The sequence below is a fragment of the Enterococcus avium genome (assembly GCF_002891025.1).
GTDB classification, from domain to species: domain Bacteria; phylum Bacillota; class Bacilli; order Lactobacillales; family Enterococcaceae; genus Enterococcus_A; species Enterococcus_A avium.
The window spans coordinates 744,266-769,053 of the sequence record NZ_NBSL01000003.1 but is presented as its reverse complement, the minus strand read 5'-3'; the positions used below and the strand labels follow the sequence as shown (position 1 = coordinate 769,053).

Sequence of the window (24,788 nt, the reverse complement as noted above, 5' to 3'; positions counted from 1 at the left end):
GCCCTTTGATTCGTTCGATTACTTTTCCCTCACTGCAATCCAAATTTCACTATAGCAGTTCTCCAAGCCTTCATCGAAATTGGTAAAAGAGATTTCTGGCGCCTGAACTAATTCACAGTCTGAAGAGGGCAACCACTCCGAATAGATTTGTTCCCAAGTCTCCTGAAGTACTTGAGGAAATGGCCCTTTGTTAGGAAAAATCGCCCATGTTTGACTGGCAATAGACAATTGCTTTAGGTCATCAAAAGGATTTTCTTGAGTCGAAGCGAAACCAATAAAATGTGTCAGTTCCCCCTTCTCCTCCATTCGCTCTTTAGCAAAATCATAAGATGCGTTGATCACCCGCTTAGGATAAAGGTCTCCTAACTCATGCATCTCTGCCCTTTGTTTTTCTGTAATTGACTGAGCTAATTCTTGGATTGCATTATTCACTCCTGCGAACTGCAGCGGTACCTGCTTTGAAACACCAACTAAATTAAAAGCGGGTTTTTCTTCGATTTTGAAATTCATTGAAGTTCCTCCTTTAACATCAATATAAAATGAGTACCGAGGAAAAGTTTTTTGCTGGTGACTTTTAATGACTTCTGAAGGCAGGTAGCCCGACCAGTCTCGAAACGCTCGAGAAAATCCTTCAACTGATTGATAATGATACTTAAGTGCAACATCCGTTACTGTTTCACCTCGAATCAAATCTTTATTCGCTAGTGCCAGTCGACGCTTTTTAATATATTCCACTAAAGAAATACCTGCAATAAAAGAAAATGTCCGTTTCAAATGATATTCAGAAATCCCGATCGTCTTTGCGGCCTCTGCCAATGAAAGCTCGTCTGTTAACCGCTCCTCAATATAATCCATCAATCGATTCAAATCTTGAATCATTCTTATCCCCTCACTCACACATTGATCATACCTAAAAAATCAGCTTAACACTTGATACACCTCAGTCCAATAATATCGATTGAACATATCAAAATAAAATCCGATCACAAAATAATGATCGGATTTGCTAGCGTAGAGCTGTTAATAGAGCGGTTCTAAATCTGGCTCGCCGTTTTCTAGAATAAGCTGAAACGGCCCTTCATGAACAAATGGTCTGCGTCCGCCGCGATAACCATCATCAGTGAAGGTCATAAAGCTTTTTACATAACTATTCACCGTATCGACAGTATATGAGACACACAATCCGTCTTTCTCTACCCAATCAATCGAAAAAATCCCGCCTGGATACTCTTCAATATGAATTGTCTCGACATCTGTTGCTCCTGCATCTTCCTCTCGGATAGAGGTCCAGCGTAACTGATTATCCGCCAAAAAATCAATACGAAATTGCAGCCCGGAATCAAAGAATATTTTTGCTGTTCTACCCTCTAGTGGATGTTTCTTCATCAATGCACCTTCCTATCTAAACGTTATTTTCTACTATCTCTAACATACAGGTTTTAGGAACAAATTGCACTGTTTTGTCAGAAAACAGCTTTCATTTTTTTCTATTTTTGAGATAATACATGTAAATAGACAAGAAAGGCAGGAAAAGAGATGGACTCTGCTCTGGTATTACGAATGAAAGTGGATCAGAATAAAGAAATCTCTGAGCCATTCGACTATCTTGATCACTCTGACATCATTAAAAACTACGCTAAAATGACTAAGTTGAAACCTTTAGGAAAAATTTTTGCTCTAATTGGCTTAGCTGAAATCCCTTATGCAGAGAAATTACCGATTACTCAAGAATTGCTTGCTTTTGTGAACCAAAACCTGTCCACATCGGAGGGCTTTTCTTTTACTGGTAAATTAGAGGAAATCGTTCCCTGTTATAACGCTATGCTTTTCGAGGCTTACTGTCGGCTGGGCTTAGGAAAATCTAGCGAAGCACAAAACGCGCTTCAATGGATCAAACAATACCAAGTATTTGACCGTCAGCAGAAAACTACTTGGCCCCACAAAGGTATCTGCAAATTTGGCGGTTGTATGATGAAGGTTCCCTGTTACATCGGTATTGGAAAAACCATGCGAGCGCTACTGACTTACCAAGAAAAAGTTGATCCCCACGACGAAAAAGTCAACGCTTTGATCGAGCAAGGTGTCGATTATATGCTACAGCACAATCTCTATCAGCGATTGTCTACTGGTCAACCCATCAGCCCGCATATCACGGAGAGTATGTTCCCTCAAAGCTATGTTCTTTCCTTAACAGATTTGGTGTATATTATTGAAAAAAGCCAGCATACGACTGATCCGCGTGCTCATGACCTATTACAGCTAATCCACCAGAAAAAGACCAAGACTGGTGGTTGGAAAATTGATTATATCTATAAGTACGCTGGTTATTTGCCTTTCGAAAACCGCCGTAAAGATTCTGAATGGATTACCTACCTCTATTCTCCAATCGAAAAAAGCTTGAGAAGTGAATAAAATGCTTCTCAAGCTTTTAATCTGCTAATACTTACTTTCAAAATAGTTGTAGATTTCTTCCCAGCTATCCATTTTCAATTCATAAGACTCATCCACATTGTGATGTGCTGCAAAAAGAATGCCTTGTCCTTTAAATGTCTTTAAGTGCCGCGAATGATCATCAATCAAATAATCTGCAGAAATGATAGATTTGTCACCGCAAAAAACGTAGTGGGTATCTGGAATGAATGGAAAATTCACTCTTAACCACCCATACTTTGCATTAAAGGAAGTCGGAAAATCCATCGCGGCTGTGGTAATGAACAGTTCATGCTTTTCTGATAATTTTTCCAACGCTTCTTTGGCGCCTTCAATCACAGGCAAATCAGAAAAATAGTCCGCATCCAGAATCATTTCTCGAATGTTCTCCGCATGCTCAGGACGTATATCCCGCAAATTTATCCCTGCCAAATCAGATTTAGTATAACTAGCTCCGTATTTTTCATTGTACAGTTGCAAAAGCTTCGCTGTAAAATCAGCAATAACCTCATCCATATCAATTGCGATTCGAACCATTTTATATCCTCCTAGAATTATCTTTTATCAGTATATTTTCTATGCGGATCAGCCCATAATATGACTTAATAAAAGAAAATACAAAAAAATGGGATAACCACCCTCTCAATCAATATCATCTATTTTTCTTTTAGATCACACACTTCGTTTTTTTAAAAGGGTATTTTGCATGAACTATGATAAATCAAAGAAAAATGACTTCAATCGAAAAAGAGTACCCGATTAGACAATAATTCAAAGTTCCTATAGCTTATCCAAAATATCTTTAATATACTGGGGCTCCACACCCGTTCGCTCCGCCGTTTCCTCAATGGTCAAGCCAGAATCAATGAAGCGTTTGACCACCATACTAATTTTCTCAGCGACCTCAATAATATGCTTATCCAAATCATAAAAACGCACTGCTCTTTGTCCCCAGCTATGCTCAATAACAGGATGAAGATAAACGATATCATCTCTTTTTTCCAACAAATCAAGAAAAGCATCAATGTCATCGCTTTCAAAATATAACTCACTAGCATTATTCTCAAGAATAATATCTGATTCCTTCTTATAAATAAAGTCTGCCCAACTACCTGTCGTCTGTAAGGATACCCCGCCGGTCAATTGAACATGGACACCAGCATCCACCATTACTTTCAAACCAAAAACAGAAAGATAAAAATCCTTTGCCTTTTCAATATCTTTCACTGCAATCAACGTTCCTTGATAGTCCATAATCTTCCTCCTAAACCTCTTTAATAAAAAACAGTTCCATCGGCTGTTGATAATCAGGAACTGAAAGCAATAGACCGCCCGCATCTTGATAACCTAATTTGCGATAAAAGTGCTGTGCATTCTCATCCACCTGCGTCGATGTCATCAACATTTTATAACCTAACTGCTGCATTTCATTTTCCCAAAACTCCATTAAAACCTTTCCGAACCCTAGCCCCTGATACTTCTCAGCCACATGAAGCATCGTACAAAACGGATGCTCATCCCAAAATAGATTATATCTCAATAGCCCCGCCGGCACACCACCAACTAATAAAACATATCCTTGTTTATCTCGAATCTTTTGTACGAATTGGTTTTCCGGCAGATGACGATCCAATGTAAACCAAAAATCTCTGTCAATCTCTTGGACATGACGAATCTGCATGAACAACCTCCTCTCACTTTTCCTTCAGTATAACATTTTACCTAGTTGAGACAATGGTGAAAGCTGACACAGGTTTGATAGTTTACGAGAATTCTTTTTTTAGCGAGATGAAATTTCAATGGACGTGGAACCTTAGCAGAATTCACTACCACTATTGATAAGCGGATAGAGTCCTAGCTAATAATATTAGAACAGCTTTTCAAAAAAAATACGCTTCTTTTAACTATTCTTGGAACGCTGTTTTTCTTTACTTTAGAAGCATACAAAATTATTGTATCAACTGCTATGATGGTTTCAAAGAACAGGTTGGTTGAAATACAATCGAATTTTTTTGTTGACCTAAAGTTAACTCGAGGTAGTATGTTAGTTTCATACGAAAATATCTGACTCTCTTTGTCTAAATCCATCAGGAAAGAGGAATAAAATGACTAATTTAAATAAATTAACCATTATTAAAGAGAAATCTAGTAATAGTATCACCACCCAATTAGTTGCTCGCTTTAAAAAGCTTATGGAAAAAGAAACGATTTCCATCCAAATGGACGTCGTCGATTATGATGAAGAAGCGATCCAGCAGTTATCTGGAGATATTCTATTATTAAGCCTCCCGCTTATGCATGAGCTTCGCTACCTAAATCGGCTAAAGACCCGCTTTTACTTTGTTTCCTTCATTGATCCCTATGCATATGCACAAATAGACGCAAGAAGATTATTGAAGCAACTGCGAATGATTCAGCAGTTTGAGAGCGAAAAAATTAGTAAATTTCATCCAAAGAGCAGCTGGACTTATGCGGATTATTTCTTCGCCATGACACAAATGAAAAAAGAAGCAACCGCAATTAAATGCTGAGTCCATTTCCTTGATAGCTTCATCAGCGTCTAGCCTTTAAGAGCACCAGCTATTTCACAGGTTTGAAATTGATTCGATAATAAAATGTGTAAGGCAGTATTTCCTAGAATGGTTCCACCTGTCCATTCATACGCACAAATATTTTCTTTTTACTTAACGCTTTTAAGCGATTGGTCTAACCTTTTCCATCGCACCTTCTATTTGACCTTTCTTCACTTGTGCTGTCGACATCATTGTTTCTCAGCCCCACACAATCCAATTAGACATCGTGCTTTATCGAATCTAATCAAGCTTTTTTCGAATAGTTATTTTCAAGTTTGGCATATTTCTTGTTGACTTAGAGTGTACTCGAAGGCATAAGCTGAATATACAAAAAGAAAAGGGGTGTATATTGTGAAATCATCTTTATCTCAATCGCCAAAAAAAGAGGATTATCTAGGCAAGACTTTTATCATTGAGCAAAATAATACTGCGAAGGAGCGGTTCCTTTCTAATAACATTGAGTTTATTTTACACTTGGCCACCATTTATCTTGTTAAGGAGGAGCAAACTACGGTCTCTGATAGATTGACAGAAGCGCTCATTCGAGATCTTATGGACACTACTTTGAAGGTAAGTATCGATCAAATCAATCAATTAGAGCCAACATCCATATTAAATACGATCAGCCACCCAGACTATTCGTGGAATGCAATGAGCCTACAAGACTACTCCTCTCTTCAAAAGATGTCTAGTGAACTTAGCTACTCTTTTAATATCTCAAAAACAGCGGCATTGAGCATTGTTTGGCCAAATTGGGCACGTATGGTTTATTGTAAGCACGTAGAACGCTTTGTATTGTTCGCTAAAAATATCCTATCTGTCGACTCTCAAAGAGGAGATAAAGAAGCTGCTTTGATGGGGATTCATGAAGTTGAAGCTTTTTTTCAAACTCTTCATTTACCGACGACCTTAGAAGACTTGGGTATTACCTCTACTGATACTGCATTTGACGACCTGGCTAAAAAAAATACTAACTCAGATATTTATACGCTCCTGAAATGTTTGTAGGTTTCCTCAATCTGGTAAAATATAGGAAAGGGAGTGAAAAAGATGGGCTATAAAATCAGTGATATTTCAAAAAAGACTGGACTAAGTGCCTATACATTGCGCTTTTACGATCAAAAGGGACTATTGCCCTTCGTTGCTCGCGATAAACATGGAAGGCGTCATTTTAAGGATGAGGATTTAGCGTTTCTCTCAATTATCACTTGTTTGAAAAATACCGGAATGCAATTAAATGACATCAAAAAATTTGTCGAATGGTCAATGGATGGTGATCCAACCTATGAAAAACGGCTTGATTTTTTTACTAAACATAAAAAAGAAGTTGAAAAACAGTTAGCTCAGACGCAAGCCTATTTGGACAAAATTGATCGTAAAATTGATAAATACACCCGACAACATGAATCGGCAGTAAAGAAAAATTTATAATAAAACAAGTGATGATTGAGAGCACTCAACCATCGCTTTCTTTATTTTTCTAGTGAATAGTAGGTTATTGAAATATTCTTAGTACCTTTGACTACTAATTCCTTCTGATTCTCTTCTGGATAGTAGTTCGCAGTCAGAACCCTCTCCCCATGATTGATAAATATTTCGCAGGTCGACTGGTCTACAAAAATGGAGAGTCTCATCGCTTCACTTGGAGCTACTAAACTTTCTCGGATTTCACCGAACTCGGGATTCAATGGATAGTGAGTGTTTCTGCGATCCAATTGAAGCTTCCCCTCTTCAGTATCATAGCTCAAAATCAGAGCATACATATCTGTTTTATCTGAAAATAAATGAATCTCTCCATGACTATTTTTAGGAATTATTAGCTGTAACTCATAACAATTATTAGTCGTCTTTCGTAACTGCTCTGTCGGTTCTAAAATAAAGGTTTCCTTTGTTTTTCTTAGTTGCTTCGTTTCAGCTACAGGATATTGATAGAGCTTTCCCTTTTTTAGCGTTAGCTCTTTGATCAAACTCAAACTGTGTGCCCAGCCCTCGTTAAAGGTTGGATAGTCCATTTCTGGTAATCCGATCCAGCCAACACTCAAGCAACGTCCATCCGGCGCATTGAACGCTTGCGTCGCATATAAATCAAAACCTTCGTCTAGCAACTGTTGCTGAAGTGGATGTTCTAGTCGATTTTCTTCTATTATATAATCCTCAGCCAAAATATACGTATTTGGATAAACATTTTGATATTCTAATACACTCTTGCCCATGCCTTGTGGACAAAGCAGTATCACCAACTTGCCATCAATAAAAAGCAGATTAGGACATTCTACCATAAAACCTAAATCTTGATTGAGCGCTAGTGGGCCTCGGTATGTCCAATCAATTAAATTTTGACTACGGTAAATCAGAATGTTGCCTTTTTCGTCACTCGTTTGTCCACCAATCACCATCAGATACTCATCTTCGTATGGAACGATCTGAGGGTCGCGAAAATGCGCAGTGTAGCCAATAGGAGGGGCTGAAATCAATGGCATTTCTAGCTTAGTGACCGTTCCATTGTTATTCATCCAAGCACCTAATTGGTAACTATGACGTTCCCAGGTCTCATCTCTAACATTTCCGGTATAGGCTAAAAAAAGTTTTTCTTCTACCGGAATGGCACTTCCTGAATAAACACCATGAGAATCGTACACCGAATCCGGCTCTAACGCCGGACCTTCTACTTCCCAATGAACCAAATCTTTTGAGGTGATATGAAACCAAGATTTTAACCCATGGATGGCACCGAAGGGAAACGATTGATAAAACAAATGCCATTTCCCATTAGAATAACTAAATCCATTAGGGTCATTTAATAATCCTGTCTCTGGCTGAACATGATAGTTCAATCGCCATTTTGAAGCAGTGACCTTCCTTTTTAAATCCTTGACATATTCCTCAGACCATTCTTGATATGGGCGATAACGTGCCGCTTGTGTCCATTTCATCGTATTCACCTATGATCCTAAAATTGGTAACACATAATCCTGATTGTATTCCAATCCTGAAATGGCTTCTTTTGAATCGGTGATAATCACCATCACAGTTGCATCTTTTCCTTTAACTTCGATCTGGTTTAGATCAATTGTTCCGATTACTTGTCCTTGTTGCAGTGTTTCTCCTTCTTTAATAGTCAATGTGAAGGGTTCGCCATTTAAATCAACCGTATCGATTCCTAAATGAAGCAGCAGTTCCATCCCATCATCGGCAACTATTCCGATCGCATGTTTTGTTGGTGCAATCATTTTTACTACACCAGATATAGGTGCCTTGATGGTTCCATCACTTGGTAAGACCGCAAAGCCTTCCCCCATCATTTTACTGGCGAAAACCTGATCATCCACTTCAGAAATTGGAATAATTTCACCTTCGATGGGTGAATAAACTTTTCCATTCGTCTTTTTAGCTTGTGCGTTTGAAGCAACAGCGTCCTTCTCTTTTTTAATAACAAATAAGTTCGTTAACGCAAAGGCCAGAATAAAGGTACCGATGCCTACTAACACATATGTGATCACTTGGTAAGGCTCATAGATATACATCAGTGGTGACAATAGAACCGCTAATCCATAGCTATTGGCTTGAATCCCCAATAAAGATAGCACCATGCCACCGACTGCGGAGCTTCCTAACATGACTAATATCGCTTTCATCCCTGTTCGCATCACCACACCGAACAGCGCAGGTTCACTGACACCCAGCATTTGAGTAACCGTGGCCGAAATCCCAGCCGTTTTCACAGAAGTATTACGCGTTCTTAAGGCAATTGCTAAACAAACCGCCGCATTGGCAAAACCATACATCGCACAAACCGTAATCAATGGATTGAAGCCGGTTGTCGCTATTAAAGAAGTTTCGATCATGATAAACATATGGTGCATCCCCGTCATGACGGCAATCGGATATAAGAAACCAATGATCAAACCGCCGATTCCTAATGGCAGATGCAGGAACATTTCAATTACTTTTACCGCCTGTCCTTCAAACGCATGAACGATTGGACCTAGGACGAATAAAGCAACAAAGACAGATACAAGGATTACGACAAACGGTGTAAAAATCAAATCCATCGCATTGGGCATGATTTTCCGTAATTTCTTCTCAAGCGTGGCACCGATCATCCCAGTGATCAGCGCAGTCAGGATCGAGCCTTGGTATCCGACTAATGGAATTATTCCGAAGGCCATAATTGGTTCAGCGGTTCCACCTGCAACTGCATAAGCATTTGGTAAAGCCGGAGAAACCAGCATCAACCCGATCAAAAAGCCGATAATCGGTAATCCGCCTAATTTCTTAAACGCAGACCAACAGATAAAAGCGGTTAAAAAGCCGAAAGCCGTATCGGTTAGAACCGTCACTGAGGCACTCAACCATTCGGGAATACTATTCGGCGTCAGTCCCATTGCACGAAGAACGGTTTCATTGAATAACACGCCCTTTAGTCCTAAGAAGAGACCTGTCGCTCCCAGAATCGGGATGATTGGAACAAAGATATCGGCAATATTCCGAACAGCTCGCTGCAACGGCGAAGCTTCGTCTTTTGCTATTTGATCTTTCGAAACTTCATTGAAAGAGTAAGTCTTTTGCAGCGCAGCATAAACCTTATTGACAATCCCTGTACCTAAAATAATTTGATATTGTCCCGCATTATAGAAAACCCCTTTGACCTCTTCCACCTGCTCTATTTGACTGTCATCGATTGCTTTACGGTCTTTTACTTGCAGGCGCAAACGGGTCGCGCAGTGTGTAGCAGAGACGATATTATCCTCTCCTACAACTGCGACAAGTTTTTCAGCTATTTCTTGATAATTTGTTTTAGTCATGATTGCCACCCTTTCTGATTACAACGGCTTGATAAGGTTTTAAAATTTTTGCATGATTCTGTTCTGTCAATTCTGGATAATTGTTTAATAAAACTTCACCAACGGCTTCAATTATTTGTTCTTGATTGCTTAGATTGACAAAAATTTGAAGCGTCTCTTCTCCTGATCGCTCATAACCAATAACGGCATCGGCGGTTTCCAGTGGCGTAAATTGGCCATAGATCAATGCATTACGATAGACTGAACAGTTTCGCAATTGAATCATTTGTTGATAATAGGAGAAGATTGACTCTGGTCGTTGTACCTGATCCGCTGCGTTCACTTCGATCTGATCCCCTGTCAGCTTCAACCAAGTTTTGTTCGATTTACTAAAACCAGCATTTTCTGAAGCGTCCCATTGAAACGGCGTACGCGTATTATCTCTAGAACGATGATTTACAAAATTCATGGCCTCCTCTTCGGAAAAGCCTTCCATAATCGAACGATGATAATTATCAATACTAGAGACATCATTGAAGTCTTCAATTGATTCTCGTTGAAAATTCTTCATCCCGATTTCCTGCCCTTGATAGATAAACGGGGTTCCTCGTAAAAAGAAGAAAAGAGTCCCTAAGGCTTTCGCCCCAATCTCATTTTGATACGTTTCATCGGTAATGTATTTTGATAATGAACGGGGCTGGTCATGATTTTCTAAAAAGTTCGCGCCCCATCCGCTATTTTGAATCGCTGTTTGACTTTTGAACAATAATTCCTTCAAATCCTTCGGCTCCCAATTTGTGCGACGGAACCATTCGCTGCCGTTTTCTACATCAATGTCGGCATAATGGAAATCAAAGATCATATTGAAGTAGCCATCTTCACCAATATATTGATCGTATTGGTCATAAGGCACACCGGGAGCTTCCCCAACACTGACGCATTCGTACTTTTGGAAAGTCTCGCGGTTCAATTCCGCTAAGAACGTTTCAATTCCGGGACGATTTCGTGTTTTGTGCTTCACACTGCTTAAGCCATCGTTGCCGTCAATCGGCGCATTTCCGTAATCCTGATCCTTCTTAATGAACGTGATCGAATCAATTCGAAAACCGGCAATCCCCTTTCCCAACCACCAGTTGATCATTTCGTAGATTTCTTGTCTCAGCGCTGGATTTTCCCAGTTCAGATCCGGCTGCTTCTTATCAAAGGTGTGGAAATAGTACATATTCTCCTCGTTTTGCACAGGCTCCCAGACGCTGCCACCGAAGATTGAGCGCCAGTTGTTTGGCGGATTCCCCGCTTTACCTGATTTGAAAATATAGTAATCACGATAAGGACTGCTAAAATCCGTCAAAGCTGCCTTAAACCATGCATGTTCATCTGAAGAATGATTCACAACTAGATCAAGAATTAACTTGATGCCTTTTCCTTTTGCGGCTTCAATCAATTCCGTTAGATCCTCCATCGTACCAAATTCTGCTTGTATACCTTTATAATCAGCTATATCGTAGCCATTATCAACCATTGGCGAAGTAAAAATCGGACAAATCCACAGCATGGTCACCCCAAGGTTCGATAAATAGTCTAGCTTCTGCGTAATTCCTTTGATATCACCAATCCCATCGCCGTCACTATCGTAAAAACTTTTCGGGTAAATCTGATAGACCACTTCTTCTTTCCAAAAGCTTTGTTCTTCGGATAATATCTTTTCTTTGTTCAAAACGGTTTCCATCTTACGTTGCTCCTTTTGTGGTATCGATACCATATTTATTTTAAGAAAAACCTGCTTATGCAGATTTTCGTTCGATTAATTTTAATACTAATTCAGATGTATCCACTCGATAATCTTTTTCTTCCATTCGAGCAATCAACCAATTCGTTGCTTCACGCCCCAAAGCCTCAATCGGCTGTGCGATGGTTGTCAAAGGTACCGCCAGCATCCCAGTGAATGGTTGATTATCAAAACCCATGATTGCCAAATCCTCTGGTACCTGTTTTCCCTGTTCCAAATACCGCTGCAAAATACCGCTGGCTACTTCATCACTACTGGTGAATACCGCATTAGGACGGTTTTCCTCAGGCAAAGCCAACAGCTTATCCGCCACCTGCTTACCATCTTCAATCGTGTGCACTTGCTTAAAAATCCAGTCAATTTTCATCGGTAGTTGGTGCTCATTTAAAGCCCGTTCAAATCCTTCAGTCCGAGAATTCCCATGTCCCCCGCGGGTTAATGTACCTCCCGTACAATAAGCGATTTTTTTATAGCCTTTATTAATCAAATACTCAGTCGCTTCAAAACTCGCTGCTTCTTGGTTCGTGAATACCTGAGGCAGATCAGATCCTGGTATCTCCTCATTACATAAAACAATCGGACCATATTCGCGATACGCTTCAATATTTTTTGGATCGCCTTCGATCGAGCACATAATCAAACCAGCGATCACTTGCTGTTTCAGCATTTCCAGCATATTTGTTTCAGCTTTCTTATCATCATAGGTCTGCATAACCAGAACGTTATACCCGTGTGATCGCGCACTCTTTTCGATCGAATCAACCAAGTGTGAAAAGAACGGGTTAGCAATCCGTGACACAAGGATACCAATCATTGTCCCTTTTTTTGATCTCAGTTGAGTCGCTACTGAACTAGGAGTATAATCCAATTCCGCCATCGCTGCTTGAATTCGTTTGCGTTTGTCTTCAGAAATGTAGGGATGGTGATTCAAATAGCGAGAAACGGTTGAGACTGATAAGCCTGCTTTTTTTGCGACATCTTTGATAGTTGCCAATATTTCACCGCCTTGTGGTATCGATTTCATATACAGCATACGATGATTCTCATGCTTTGTCAACAATATTTTAAAAAAGAATAATTTAACTCTATTTATGACAGCAAAATTATTTTTTTAATATTAAAAGAAAACTGAGAAATAAATAAGCCAAGCGATGACAAACCTACCATCACTTGGCTTGATATTTGTGTCAACTTCACTGTCGATCAAATAATTTTTTGAGCAACTTCACTAAGCAGACCTGGATGAATATACTCTTTGTTTGCAATTAGCATTTCTTCCAGCATGGGTTTAGCAATGTCATAGTCACCAACTAAAGGATGAGCAACCATCGCCTGCAAAGCTTTTCCATAATCCCCTTCGACTGCCGCTTTCACCACAAGGCTCTCGTAGTTTTTAACGGCTGAAACCAGGCCATAAACCCCTTCAGGAACATTATTTTGGACTAGCGGGGTTATACCGTTTTTATTCAGAATACATGGTGTTTCAACGGAAGTATCATATGGCAAGAAACTGATTGCTCGCTCATTTTTCACATTGGCTACAACCCACATGTCCTCATCATTATAGATAGCAGATAAGGCTTCAAGAGCTAATTCACTGTAGCCTCCCCCGCCACGATTCTTCAATATTTCGGGTTTGTCATGCTGATCCGAATTCTTTAAAGCTGCATAGATATCTTTTTCTAAGCCTAGAACCACCTCGCCACGAGTCAACTCTGCATTCTTCAGTTCTTCAAGCTTTTTATCTCTGTGGAAGTAATACTGACAGTAAAGACTTGGTAGTGCATTGATCCGTTTGATCAGGTCGGGGGCGACCGTTTCATGAATATCAGCCACTTTGTCGAATTCTTCTTTCGATAGCTTTTTGCCATTCACACGAATATTATAGGCAAAGTTCATATGATTCAGTCCAACAAAATCATACTTCACATCTTTATATTTCACTCCAAGTGCCCAATCCACCCAAGTTCTTGGCCGCATTCCTCCAGCACACAAAGCAATAAATTTAGTTTTTGTGTAATTTCTAACGGCTTCGGCTAGAATTCCTGTTGGGTTGGCATAGTTGATTAACCATGCATTCGGGTTATACTCTTCGATCGCTCGGGCGATCTCCAAAATTGCTGGGATCGTTCGTAAGGCTTTCATGTATCCCCCTGGACCTGTGGTTTCTTGACCGATCACTCCATATTTCAAGGGAATTTTTTCGTCGTTGATCCGCGCCTGATTTCCTCCGACTCGAATCTGAGTCAAAATGAAATCCTGATCTTTGACTGCTTCTACCAAATCGGTCGTTTGCCGAATTTCAAATGATAGATGATGATAGGCCTTGTAACGATTCAAGAAATCATACATAATTTCCAATCGCTCTTCATTAATATCCATTAGTGTCAACGCTGTAACTGGTAATTTTTCTTTGTTTTGGGCTAGTCCTTCGATAATTTCCGGTGTATAAACACTTCCAGCGCCAATAATCGCAATTTTAAGTGACATTGTCTACAACTCCTAATCTTTCGTTCCTACAAATTTGAAAAAATTCTCATGAACCTTACTGTCTGGATTGAATCCAGTTTGCAACGCCCATTCATTAGCCAATACTTGGAATACTAAGGTGAATAGAAACTCTATTCCAAGCGTTTCTTCTCTTAATACTAGATCGATATCAGAATTATTTACTGAAAGATATAACGTATTTTCAGTAAAATATTTTGCATAATTAGTCACCCTGCTCGTTAATTCGGTTGCTCCACCAGTACCGATAAAAATATGATGACTATTGTCTTTGATCAATCGATGAGGTCCGTGGGTAAATTCTCCAATTTCGTATGACATCGCCGGTACCCGCAACGTTTCCAGTAATTTTAAGGCCCCTTCATCGATCAATGCTTTGAATCGACCTTCAGCAGCAACAGTTACGTAATTCAGATCTGACCAATGATCATTTTTTACGAGCCAATTTTCGATATTTTCCTTAACTCGCGGCATACACCCAATAGCTGAAAATAGCTGTTCAAAAACTTGGGCGTGTTTTTTCTCATCTACTTTTCCTAAGTGAGTCCCAATGGTCAGTCCCAGTTGAATCAAGCGCAGAAAAGTTGCTGAATAACCAACTGTCTTTGGACCGATCAATTCATTCGAGCAATAAAGATCGATAAAAATATCTGCTAATGCTCGCTTTTCACTGTTTTCCACCGCACTAATAAATATGGTGAGGTACCCTGCGGACCTTGCTTTACGAAGACAATCTAACGTCGCAAGACTGGTTCCGGTTTGAGAAACGGCTACTAATATATGACCTTCTAAATTTTCGATTCTTTCCAAATAGGCGGCTGGGGTAACGGTTAAAATCTTTTTGTCTGTGTATTCTTTTAGATATGCCTCCGCCATGGCAATGGCGTTTAATGAACTGCCTGAGCCAACAAACACCAGCGATCCTCCGTGAATAACTTGATCAACGGTAAGCTTGATTTGAGATTCAAGAAGCTTTGGAAGCAATGAAAATTGTTCTTCTATAAAGTGATTCATTTCGTTGTTCAGGGTCATTTTAAGTCGTTCCTTCTTCGATGATTTTTTGATTGTTTTCTGATGCTGCTTCTTCCATCTCGGCAATTTCTAATCGTTGCTTTTCAAGCATCTTAAAGAATGGATAGTAGATCATACCGCTGACCACTAATGCGCCTGCACCATAAACGGCGGCTCGCCAATCTCCACCAGAAGTCAAATACTGCATCAAAATCGGCGGAGTCGTCCACGGAACAGAGACAACCGGTCGGTTCATCAGATCAAAATTCATCAGTAGATAAGTAATAAGGGTCAAAATTAAATTGCACAACGTGTAAGGAATCATCAAAATCGGATTCAAGACTACTGGAGCTCCATAAACGATCGGCTCGTTGATCTCAAATAGACTAGCTGGGAACGACAATCTTCCTAATGTTCGTAAGCCTTTTTCTTTAGAAAACATCATAAAGACAACCAGCATAAAGGTAGCTCCGCCCCCGCCTAAGAACAAGAAATTAACAAAACCTGCTGCCGTAACATAAGGCAAAGGATCTCCAGCAGCAAAAGCCTCCGCATTGGCTCCCAACATCGTTAAGAAAATCGGATCTGCAACTGAAAGTACCGCCCCACCATGAATTCCGACACACCAAAGCATTGAACGCAGAAACATAAATAACATAATCCCAGGAAGGGTGTTCAAGCCTACAACTAACGGACTGAATAAAGAGTTTAAGGCCTCATTAATATCAAAATTAAATAGAATACGAATGATCCAAAATAGTGTCAATGAAATCAACAACGGCAGTAAAATCTCAAATGACTTTGAAATTGCCGGAGGTACACTTTCAGGCATTTTAATCGTCAACTTCTTTTTCATACAGAACCGATAGATTTCAACCACGACAAACGAAATTATAATTGCAGAAAAAACACCTAACGTACCAAAATTCGCAGTATTTAATGCGTACATTCCGTCTTCACCAATTGTGGTTTGAACTAACAAAAAACAAGATAATGCCATCAAAACATTACGAACCGTATCAATCTTGTAAACCTTTGCCAAGCTATAGCTGATTCCAACCACAGCGATTAAGCCAATGATACTGAACGTTACTGAGGGCGGAACCATCAAAACATTTTTATACGGTTCAATAAATTTTTGATACCCTTCTGAGGGAAATTGCGCCAAAATCATGAAAATCGAACCAATAATTGTAAAAGGTACCGTCAAGATCATCCCATTTTTAATAGCAATCATATAACGATTCTCCCCTAGTTTAATCAAGGGCGGGGAAAGCTTCTGATCTACAAAGTTCACCAATTTATTCATTTTTTTCCTCCTTTTTTGCCAGAAAAGACAGACAATACTAAAAATTTTTTCTACTCTAATAAACGATTAAATTGAATTTCTCTAAAAACCAGACTCATACCTTTCACATCTGGCTTAGCAGTCACCAACACGTAAATCTTGTCAACTCGACTCAGCTCATTATTCTCTCTCCACTTAATCTGAACTGGTAATCTGAATTTCAACAAATGATTCTTCGAACTATAGTCAATGGAACAAATAATCAAGGCTGCTTTTTTTGATCGCCAAAATATTGGGTTCACATTGTCTTCCATTAATGCTTGTTCAATAAAAGCCTCTTTTGCTAACTCTTTCGTCGATAAGAACGCTTCAATCTGTCGGAGGGCATCTTCTTTTCTCTTACTAGCAAATGGGTCGATAAAAATCGTCTCTCTCCGGAAGCACTTATTGAGTTTTATTAAGAGCTTCTGACTCCTGATCGTTCCCATTTCATGTTTTAACGCAGCGATATGTCCTGCGTTCAACACATCCATCGAGAGGATCTTGCCTTCTTGAACAGATAGATCTTCATTCTGAATAAACACGACTCGCTTATCGACTTTGGGTTCTTCTGAGCGATCCTGATCGGTAGAATAAATGGAAATTTTCGATAAAGGAAGTTCCTTTTCCAACATTTTCTGTACATATTTCTTGCTCTCACTACTGTGATTCATCTGGATACAAACCGTTAATTCTCTCTTTTCAGACATTTGACTATTTGCCAAAATGATCAGAAAGAAACAAAGCTCATCGTCACTGATTTTTGGGAGCTGATCCTTCAATACATAAGTACTCAGCTTTAGTGCGATAAAGTCGGTTCCATGTTCATTCATCAGATTGTTCAAAAAAGGATGGAAAATCCCGATTCGATACTCCGCTCGTTTGTCTAATTGCTCAATTTGCTTCGCCAGCTTTGCGATCAACTGCTGTTCCTCAAAAAAAGCAGCATTTCTAATTTGACAATAAGCAATGAGCAGCTCTTTTGCTGCAGAATACTTAGGGAGAAACCCATTTTCCTCTATTGTCATTTCTTCAAAGGCATCACAATATTCACGGAAACGCTCTGGATTGTATTGATCATTGAAATAGAAGTTCAAGCGCTGTTCTAATCTGCTTTGAAAATACAAACCAATATCCTCTCTGCTCCTGCCTTTTTTAGCTGCACCTATTTCACCAAAAAGCAAAATGTCCACCATGATGTGAATAACAAGCGTTTTAAAAAAGTCGTAATTAAAGGAATAAGCAAACTGCTCTTCCAACTCTTTGATTGAAAATTGGATTTCCTCTTCAAAATCCTCCACTAAGATCAGCGTAGCGACATATTCATCATCAGATAGTAATTTTCGATTATCAAATATGACGGACGTTCCAAACTTATGAACCGCATCAATGATCGCTACTTTGATATTTTTCCTCTCACCGATCACTTCAGTTCCTTGATAATCCTTTTTGATCTTCAGATCATATAAATACAGCTCCCGCTCGATCGATTTCAAATCAGAGATGACCGCATTTTTAGTTAGGAAAAGCATTTCGCTAAGCTTATTAATGGAGGTCTTTTTTCTAAAATTGAACAACAGAATTAGCTTCATTACCTCTCGTCGATAAGTCAAAGAAGTATCAACACTTTTGATTAGGTTCTTTTCATTCGTCAATTGAGAGACCAGCTTTACACCAAAACCATATTTTTTAACCAATTCAAGATTGTTTTGTTCAAAATAAGGCTGAAGTTTTGCCAAAAGATTTCTGATCGAACGGACAGATAATCTCAAGGACTGAGCCAGTTCTTCGTAGGTTTGATAATCCTCCTTTATTAAAAGTTGTTCTAATAAATAATGTTCATTTGATGTCAACATCTTAATCACCTTCACAAGTAAGCGCTATCTTGTGCCTTTAATATATTATAGTTAGAATGTCTTCGATACACTAAAATCTTTCCTAACTTTAGGAAAAATCTAGCACACTGTCATCATATAATAAATTCTTTGAAAGAATCACAAATAATCGTAAAACTTAATTATGTAGATGAAAGTGACTAATCTCTTTTGAAAAATTAATGACAGCTGGGAGAAAGATTTTCTTATCACCTTTATCAGAACCGCATAAAAGATATTCAGTACTATCCGTTATTTTTAACCGAGTATTTATTTTGAACTTTTCCACGCTTCGATGCTATTTCTACAATGTAAAACAGCAAAAGAACCGTTGAAATAATCAACGGTTCTCTGTCATTCGTTCAGCTAATTCAACTAAAAATGGTTCATAGTCAACTTTTGAAAAATCGGTCACATCAAACTCGATCAAGCTGCCTAATTGAAAATTGTTATAGTCTCGAGTTTTAATGATTTCATAGAAAGCATCTTTCGTAATCAAATTATCTGCCTTGCTTCGATCCACCAACTGGTCACCAAAATGATAATGCGTCATAATGTGGCTCAAATGACGATCAGGCTCAATATCACGAAGCTTTCTGCGTTCCCAAAGTACATCAAAATCAGCAACCAATCGGATAGTGATTGGTTCATAGTTGTATTGATTGGCTAAAGCACTCAGCTGATCCTTTTGCTTCTCGCTAAAGGGATATTCGGAAACAACGATCCGTTTCCCAGCACCCATATACAAGGCCAAAGCACTGTAATAAAATGCCCAAACCTTTTTTTCTAGTTCCTTCTTCTCATCCAGATTATCAAAACCGATTTGATCCGCGAAAATTTCTTTTCCTTCATCTGGTGTGATCAGAAAAAAATCTCCTAGTGCATGCCGCATTTCATTAATTAAATAAGATTTTCCAGTTGCTGGACTTCCTGCGATCAAAATCAAATACTTCTTCATGTTATTTTTGCATCGCCAAGGGACTATCAACGTTCATGAATAGTCCGATTTTATGCTTAACGATTTCTTTGACCGCTTGATTTGCAGGAATGACGTTATGGCGCAGTGATTTGTTTACTTCGGTTTCGCCAAAGGACTCTTTTGCGACTTTTGTCCAATTAACTAGCAATTCGGTTCCTACATTGAATTTTCGGATTCCGTTATTGATTAATTCTGGATAATCTTCCTCTTTTACACCTGTACCGCCATGAATCACCAACGGAATATCAACTACTGCATGGATCTCTTTTAACAATGGAATATTGACCTCTGTTTTAGATTTAAATTGTCCATGATTGGTACCGATAGCAATTGCAAGGGCGTCGATGTCTGTTTGCTTAACAAATTCCACCGCATCTGCTGGTTTCGTATAGACCTTGTCATTTTCAGCTACAGAGATTCCTTCCTCTGTTCCGCCGATGGTCCCTAACTCGCCTTCAACAGAAACGCCATTAGCATGAGCGTACTCCACAACTGCTTTTGTTTTGGCGATGTTTTCTTTAAATGGTAGATGTGAGCCATCGTACATGACACTTGAGTATCCTGCATCGATCGCTGCCTTGATCTCGTTGAAATCTCTGGCATGATCCAAGTGCAAAGCAACATCCACCATTTCAGTATTGGCAATTTCTTTTACTACTGCCACCATCACATCGTAACCAATATATTTTGCTGTATCAATGCTGGTTTGAATGATAATAGGTGAACCCATCTCCTTCGCTGCGCGGATCATTTCCGGCAGCATTTCCAAGTTATGGGTATTAAATGCCCCAATGGTCATATTTAAATCTTCTGCAATCTGTGTAACTTCTTTTAGTGTTTTGTACATTTATCGAATACCTTCTTTTCTTTTGATTGATTAGCCGCTAATCGTGACTTTTTTAGCAATTTGACGCATTTCATCCATCTTATTCATGTATTTATCGATGCCCGCATCATCCCCATTTCGCGCGGCTTCCGCCCGTTTTGCGTTATAAAGACTCATTAATTTTTTATACCCGTCACCAATGGACAGCTTATAGTCTAAACTTTTTTCTAAACTTTCGATGGCTGAATCCACCTCTTCTAATTTGGCATAATTCAAGCCGAGTTTTTCATATAGTTTAGCTAAATCATCTGTTTGTTTTGCTTCTGCGATTTTTGCCATTAATTGCTGGTTTTCCTCGGTTATACTGTCCATTTCTTGAAGTGAAAGCTCAATCTTTTGTTCCGTCTTTTCAAGTTTGTCTTTTTTCTTAAAGAAACTAAACATAAATCCACCTCCTATTTTTTATGCTTTATATTTCTGCCGCTACTGAGATAACGACTCATTACTGGTAAACTAATTAAAACATTTTCAAAATCGGGCTAAGAATCCAAGCATAAAGTAATGCTGCCGCAACGGTATCTACGTCGGTTGCAGTCGCGTTGACAAAGCCCATTTGATTGAAGATTGTTACTAAAAGTGCTGGTAGTAAGGTAATGAAGAAGCCATGGGCGATCCCGCCAATAATCGCTCCTCGACGTCCACCAGCCGCATTTCCGAAAATCCCCGCCGTGCCTCCAGCAAAGAAGTTAGTCAGCATACCTGGTAAAATCATAGCTAAACCAAATGTCGGCAAAACAAACATGGCGATAATTGTTCCGATTGTTGTCGTGATAAATCCTAAAATTACTGCATTCGGTGAATACGGGAAAAATACTGGACAATCCAGAGCCGGGATCGCATTCGGTACCAATTTCATCGCAATTCCGCGGAAGGCTGGAACAATTTCTCCTAATAGCAAACGAACACCTGATAGCAAAACATAGACTCCGACAACAAATTGAATTGCTTGTAAGAAGGCAAACATTAAATAATGTTGTGCGCCATGATCACCAATGCCCGGTCCAGCAAAGGCTGCTGTGATGATGTATAGCGGAACCATCACAACCATTACTGACAAATACGTATCTTGTAAAAACTCAAAAGATTTTGGCAAATTGATATCTTCGATTGATTTTTTATTTTCACCACGTTCACCAAAGATATACGCCACACCTGCTTCAAACATGTAACCGATCGTACAGAAATGTCCTAATGCGATATCATTTGATCCTGTGATTTTACGAATAATTGGTTGAGCGATTGCTGGCATTGCTACTGCAAAGATTGCTCCGACGATACTTCCAACAATGATCAGGACCAACCCTCTCAAACCAGCGAAGTACCCAAAAACCGTAGTCATCGTCGCCATCCATAAAATCGCTTGTCCAGTTAAGAAAATATATTTCCATTTTGTAAAGCGGGCAATCAAGATATTCACGATAAAAATACCTAGAAAGGTTAAGGCAATATCGCGGCCCAAGCCTAACTCATTCATCGCTTGCCCGTTAATAGCTTCAATAGATGGAATGATTCCCTGCATATGAAAGCCCGCAGTAAAAATTTCTCCAAAATAAGTCAAACTGCCAACAATAATACTGGAACCAGCACTCAATACTTGGAATCCAAGCAAGGTTTTTAGAGTTCCTGAAACCACTTGACCCGCAGATTTTTTCTGCAAACATAGCCCTAACATCGCGATCAAAGCAATTGTGATTGATGCCTGCGTCAAGATATTCTCGATGATAAAATTAATAACTCCCATTTGTTTCGCTCCTTATTCATATTAATGTATTCATTTTTCAAAAACCGAAAAATGAGTTTGATCTTCATGCCGTATACCATTCCACTAGCTCTCTGAACTTGAATTGTGTGTGCTATTTTTTTGTTTGTTCCACTTTATTAACTGCTAATAGGGGAACTGGCATCCTTATTCATATTAATGTATTCATTTTTCAAAAACCGAAAAATGAGTTTGATCTTCATGCCGTATACCATTCCACTAGTTCCCTGAACTTGAATTGTGTGTGCTATTTTTTATTTGTTCCACTTTATCAACTGCTAAGAGTGGAACTGGCATCCTTATTCATATTAATGTATTCATTTTTTCAAAAACTGAAAAACTGTTTTATTAACTTACGTAAATAAGCAAACCGACATCCTTAAAATTTCTTTATAACGCTCCTTTTGCTTCTAAAATCGGCAGCAGTTTTTCTTCGATTTCTGGTTTTGATACAATATTTTTCAAATAAACAATGGCGGTCTTCTCTTCATCAATTGAAAATTTTTCAAACTGTGACTTAAAATTTTGAGCGGTAATAATAATGTCTGACTGTGATGAAGCTGCTGTTGAAATATCCACATGATCTAATTTTGCGTCAACACCATGAGCATTTAATACATCCTCTGCCGCCATTTGAGCAGCAAAACTACTCCCTAAACCTGCACCGCACACGAACAAAATTGATACTTGTTTTCCCATATTTTTCTCTCCATTCTTTCTCTATTTATCGAACTATGCATAATTCCTTAACTAAATAAAATCTCCTTGAATCGTTCAATATTTGTCTCGCGACTTAAACGATTCACTTTTTCCTCATCGTTGATCAATTCAATTAGACTCTTCATAATATTTAAGTGCGAATAAGAATCAACTGCCGCTAAGCAAAAAATGATTTTTACCGGGTCATTCTCTTCATTGCCAAATTCAATCGGTTCTTTGATTGTTGCGACACTTATTCCTAACTGATTGACGCCATCCTCAGGCCGAGCATGAGCCAACGCAATGTATTTTCCGATCACGATATACGGACCGTATTCCTTCACCGAGTCGATCATAGCAGCCACATAACTTGGTTCAATCACCTGATCATGTATCAAAGGTTCAGAAACTCGACGAATCGATTCCTCCCAATTACTTACCTTCTGATTTAATAAAATATCGCTATCCTTCAACACATCTTCTAACATCGGCTGAATCTCCTTTTTATTTATCTCTAAATGATTTTGGTCAAAGAGCCTTTCCAATTCCTGATAGATGGCTCCAGACACTTCTCCCCCGCTTTTTTTAATAGTATCGATCAGGGAATAAAACAATTGCGTGGAATCTTGATTGTTAACTAAACGTTTCAATTTATGATTTTCATTTAAAAAGCTGGTAATTCTCTTTTTGCTCTCTTCTTTAATGATCGGCTCTAGCTCCAACACTGGTTTTTGTGAATATTGGATTGTTACCGTACTGAAAACCAAATCGACATCCAGCTTTTCGATCAATTCTAATTCCCGCGAGCTTAACACTGCTAACACTTCGATATTAAAGAGCTCCTTCAAATTTTCAGATAATAGCTTGCCGGTCGCGACCCCATGATTACAAATAACCACTGCCTTATAGACATAATGCAGCTCTTGATTGATCGCACTGACGGATGTTGAAAAATGAATGGTTAAAAAAGCGATTTCATCTTCACTTAATCGATTGCCAGTTACCTGTTCGATCGAGGGGGTAAATTGACGAATGGCAGAATAAATAGTGCCATAATTCTTTTTTATGTTTTCCTTCAACGGATTTACGATTTGAATATCGCTTTTCACCCGATTTATCAGACCGACCAAATGCTTGTACAGTCCTTCTTGTAAAGACTCTTCTTTTCTGGAAAACGGAATTTTGGTTTTTTTCTCGACAAATTGCATCAGTTGAATCGAAAGCAACTGCGCCTGAACCCATTCGATCGAATTATTCATGTCTCTCGAATTGAAGGTGTTCAACATAAAAACAATGTATTTGATTTCGACTTCTGGCGGTGAGAGTTGAAAGGCTTCGCAAATCGCTGTGACAAAATCACGAATGTCGCTTTGAGGTGTATCGGCAGCTTCCCACACCGAGCTTGCGATGAGATCTTCTCGTAAATAGCGACTCAACCAGACCGCTGTGAACATCAACAATTGATTGCGATAAATTGTCTCCTCCAGCGAGGTCATCGATCGAACATACAAATCATCTAATTTTTTCAACCAATGTAATGAGATATAACGATTCAGAATTGTTAAATTAACAGAAGCTTTCTGTTCCTCCTGAGGTGAAATCACTCCAACAGCATTGTTGATCACATCATAAACCATCGTTCGGATGGAGCGTTCAGCTCCTTGCAGCACAATTCCTTGCTTTGGCACACTCAACACCTCGATGCCGTATTCTGCCAAAATATTTCTGACGCGACGCATGTCTTCATCCAACGAACTTTTAGAAATTTGGTATTCCTCTTCTTTTTGATACAAAAATGTTGCTTTCTTTCCTAGTGCAAAAGAAAGAATCAGGTCAAAGATCCGGCTTTCACGATCCAGGTATTGCTCCACATCCGCTAAATCAAGCTGCTCAAGCAAGGAATCTTTTTGCTCCTGAGTTAAAATTAGTTGATACCCTTTTTTTCTAAGATTTTTGATTTCAGGAAGTGACCTCTCATTTAAAAATTGGTTGATTTCTCTTAATTCATTTCGGATCGTTCGGGCACTGGTATGAAATTCCTCTTCTAGCTTTTCAAGTGTTACAGGATAGTCAGAAGTTATAAAAATCCGTAATATTTTTACTGTGCGATCTTTCATTCCAATCTTCCTTTCGTCTAAGGTGAGTATATAACCCTTTATTTTTCTTGAT

General features: G+C 39.0%; 23 protein-coding genes. 4 read left to right on the top strand and 19 right to left on the bottom strand.

The window, feature by feature from the left end; genetic code table 11:
• Positions 1 to 18: 18 nt before the first annotated feature.
• Positions 19 to 879, bottom strand: a complete 861-nt coding sequence (locus tag AUF14_RS19320) for an AraC family transcriptional regulator (RefSeq protein WP_070503541.1) — start codon at positions 877 to 879, stop codon at positions 19 to 21.
• Positions 880 to 1,020: 141 nt separating this feature from the next.
• Positions 1,021 to 1,386, bottom strand: a complete 366-nt coding sequence (locus AUF14_RS19315) for a MoaF-related domain-containing protein (RefSeq protein ID WP_070503539.1) — start codon at positions 1,384 to 1,386, stop codon at positions 1,021 to 1,023.
• A 150-nt stretch (positions 1,387 to 1,536) separates the two neighbouring features.
• Between AUF14_RS19315 and AUF14_RS19310 the strand changes: the two genes are divergently transcribed.
• Positions 1,537 to 2,412 (top strand): hypothetical protein, encoded by an 876-nt coding sequence (locus AUF14_RS19310; RefSeq protein WP_070503537.1) that lies wholly within the window; start codon positions 1,537 to 1,539, stop codon positions 2,410 to 2,412.
• Positions 2,413 to 2,436: 24 nt separating this feature from the next.
• Here AUF14_RS19310 and AUF14_RS19305 read toward each other — a convergent pair whose 3' ends face one another.
• The 3 genes from AUF14_RS19305 to AUF14_RS19295 all read right to left on the bottom strand — a co-directional run bounded on the left by AUF14_RS19305 (position 2,437) and on the right by AUF14_RS19295 (position 4,111).
• Positions 2,437 to 2,967, bottom strand: a complete 531-nt coding sequence (locus AUF14_RS19305) for a 5' nucleotidase, NT5C type (protein ID WP_070503535.1) — start codon at positions 2,965 to 2,967, stop codon at positions 2,437 to 2,439.
• A 243-nt stretch (positions 2,968 to 3,210) separates the two neighbouring features.
• Positions 3,211 to 3,684, bottom strand: a complete 474-nt coding sequence (locus tag AUF14_RS19300; protein WP_070503534.1) for a VOC family protein — start codon at positions 3,682 to 3,684, stop codon at positions 3,211 to 3,213.
• A 10-nt stretch (positions 3,685 to 3,694) separates the two neighbouring features.
• Positions 3,695 to 4,111 (bottom strand): GNAT family N-acetyltransferase, encoded by a 417-nt coding sequence (locus AUF14_RS19295; protein WP_070503532.1) that lies wholly within the window; start codon positions 4,109 to 4,111, stop codon positions 3,695 to 3,697.
• Positions 4,112 to 4,535: 424 nt separating this feature from the next.
• Here AUF14_RS19295 and AUF14_RS19290 point away from each other — a divergent pair, with 424 nt between their 5' ends.
• From AUF14_RS19290 to AUF14_RS19280, 3 genes are all read left to right on the top strand, one after another.
• The gene (locus tag AUF14_RS19290) at positions 4,536 to 4,961 is read left to right on the top strand and encodes a hypothetical protein (RefSeq protein ID WP_227656403.1); all 426 of its coding nucleotides are present in this window, start codon (positions 4,536 to 4,538) and stop codon (positions 4,959 to 4,961) included.
• 393 nt (positions 4,962 to 5,354) lie between these two features.
• Positions 5,355 to 6,011: a dehydroquinate synthase/iron-containing alcohol dehydrogenase family protein gene (locus AUF14_RS19285; protein WP_070503530.1), complete on the top strand. Its 657-nt coding sequence runs from the start codon at positions 5,355 to 5,357 to the stop codon at positions 6,009 to 6,011.
• A 42-nt stretch (positions 6,012 to 6,053) separates the two neighbouring features.
• On the top strand, positions 6,054 to 6,434 hold the full coding sequence (locus tag AUF14_RS19280) for a MerR family transcriptional regulator (protein WP_102866506.1): 381 nt from the start codon (positions 6,054 to 6,056) through the stop codon (positions 6,432 to 6,434).
• A 41-nt stretch (positions 6,435 to 6,475) separates the two neighbouring features.
• Here AUF14_RS19280 and AUF14_RS19275 read toward each other — a convergent pair whose 3' ends face one another.
• The 14 genes from AUF14_RS19275 to AUF14_RS19210 all read right to left on the bottom strand — a co-directional run bounded on the left by AUF14_RS19275 (position 6,476) and on the right by AUF14_RS19210 (position 24,736).
• Positions 6,476 to 7,936, bottom strand: coding sequence for a sucrose-6-phosphate hydrolase (locus AUF14_RS19275; protein ID WP_070503526.1), 1,461 nt, complete (start codon positions 7,934 to 7,936; stop codon positions 6,476 to 6,478).
• Positions 7,937 to 7,945: 9 nt separating this feature from the next.
• Positions 7,946 to 9,808, bottom strand: a complete 1,863-nt coding sequence (locus tag AUF14_RS19270) for a PTS beta-glucoside transporter subunit IIBCA (protein ID WP_070503524.1) — start codon at positions 9,806 to 9,808, stop codon at positions 7,946 to 7,948.
• Positions 9,801 to 11,516, bottom strand: coding sequence for an alpha-glucosidase (locus tag AUF14_RS19265; RefSeq protein WP_070503522.1), 1,716 nt, complete (start codon positions 11,514 to 11,516; stop codon positions 9,801 to 9,803). The genes AUF14_RS19270 and AUF14_RS19265 overlap by 8 nt, the downstream gene beginning before the upstream one ends.
• A 55-nt stretch (positions 11,517 to 11,571) precedes the next feature.
• The gene (locus AUF14_RS19260) at positions 11,572 to 12,570 is read right to left on the bottom strand and encodes a LacI family DNA-binding transcriptional regulator (RefSeq protein WP_016178562.1); all 999 of its coding nucleotides are present in this window, start codon (positions 12,568 to 12,570) and stop codon (positions 11,572 to 11,574) included.
• A gap of 209 nt (positions 12,571 to 12,779) precedes the next feature.
• Entirely contained in the window at positions 12,780 to 14,066 is a 1,287-nt protein-coding gene (locus AUF14_RS19255; protein ID WP_070503520.1) for a 6-phospho-beta-glucosidase, read from the bottom strand.
• A 12-nt stretch (positions 14,067 to 14,078) separates the two neighbouring features.
• Complete coding sequence (locus AUF14_RS19250; protein ID WP_227656401.1) at positions 14,079 to 15,116, bottom strand: SIS domain-containing protein; 1,038 nt, start codon at positions 15,114 to 15,116, stop codon at positions 14,079 to 14,081.
• A gap of 1 nt (position 15,117) precedes the next feature.
• Positions 15,118 to 16,404: a PTS sugar transporter subunit IIC gene (locus AUF14_RS19245; RefSeq protein ID WP_070503518.1), complete on the bottom strand. Its 1,287-nt coding sequence runs from the start codon at positions 16,402 to 16,404 to the stop codon at positions 15,118 to 15,120.
• A gap of 50 nt (positions 16,405 to 16,454) precedes the next feature.
• Positions 16,455 to 18,278, bottom strand: a complete 1,824-nt coding sequence (locus AUF14_RS19240; RefSeq protein WP_070503516.1) for a BglG family transcription antiterminator — start codon at positions 18,276 to 18,278, stop codon at positions 16,455 to 16,457.
• Positions 18,279 to 18,636: 358 nt separating this feature from the next.
• The gene (locus tag AUF14_RS19235; RefSeq protein ID WP_070503514.1) at positions 18,637 to 19,254 is read right to left on the bottom strand and encodes an AAA family ATPase; all 618 of its coding nucleotides are present in this window, start codon (positions 19,252 to 19,254) and stop codon (positions 18,637 to 18,639) included.
• Position 19,255: 1 nt separating this feature from the next.
• Positions 19,256 to 20,122, bottom strand: coding sequence for a class II fructose-bisphosphate aldolase (locus AUF14_RS19230; protein ID WP_016178564.1), 867 nt, complete (start codon positions 20,120 to 20,122; stop codon positions 19,256 to 19,258).
• A gap of 30 nt (positions 20,123 to 20,152) precedes the next feature.
• Positions 20,153 to 20,545, bottom strand: coding sequence for a hypothetical protein (locus AUF14_RS19225; protein ID WP_016178565.1), 393 nt, complete (start codon positions 20,543 to 20,545; stop codon positions 20,153 to 20,155).
• Positions 20,546 to 20,618: 73 nt separating this feature from the next.
• Positions 20,619 to 21,902: a PTS sugar transporter subunit IIC gene (locus AUF14_RS19220; RefSeq protein ID WP_070503512.1), complete on the bottom strand. Its 1,284-nt coding sequence runs from the start codon at positions 21,900 to 21,902 to the stop codon at positions 20,619 to 20,621.
• Positions 21,903 to 22,310: 408 nt separating this feature from the next.
• Entirely contained in the window at positions 22,311 to 22,619 is a 309-nt protein-coding gene (locus AUF14_RS19215; RefSeq protein WP_016178567.1) for a PTS sugar transporter subunit IIB, read from the bottom strand.
• 47 nt (positions 22,620 to 22,666) lie between these two features.
• A complete protein-coding gene (locus tag AUF14_RS19210; protein WP_102866505.1) occupies positions 22,667 to 24,736 on the bottom strand; it encodes a BglG family transcription antiterminator in 2,070 nt (689 codons plus the stop codon).
• Positions 24,737 to 24,788: the final 52 nt, after the last annotated feature.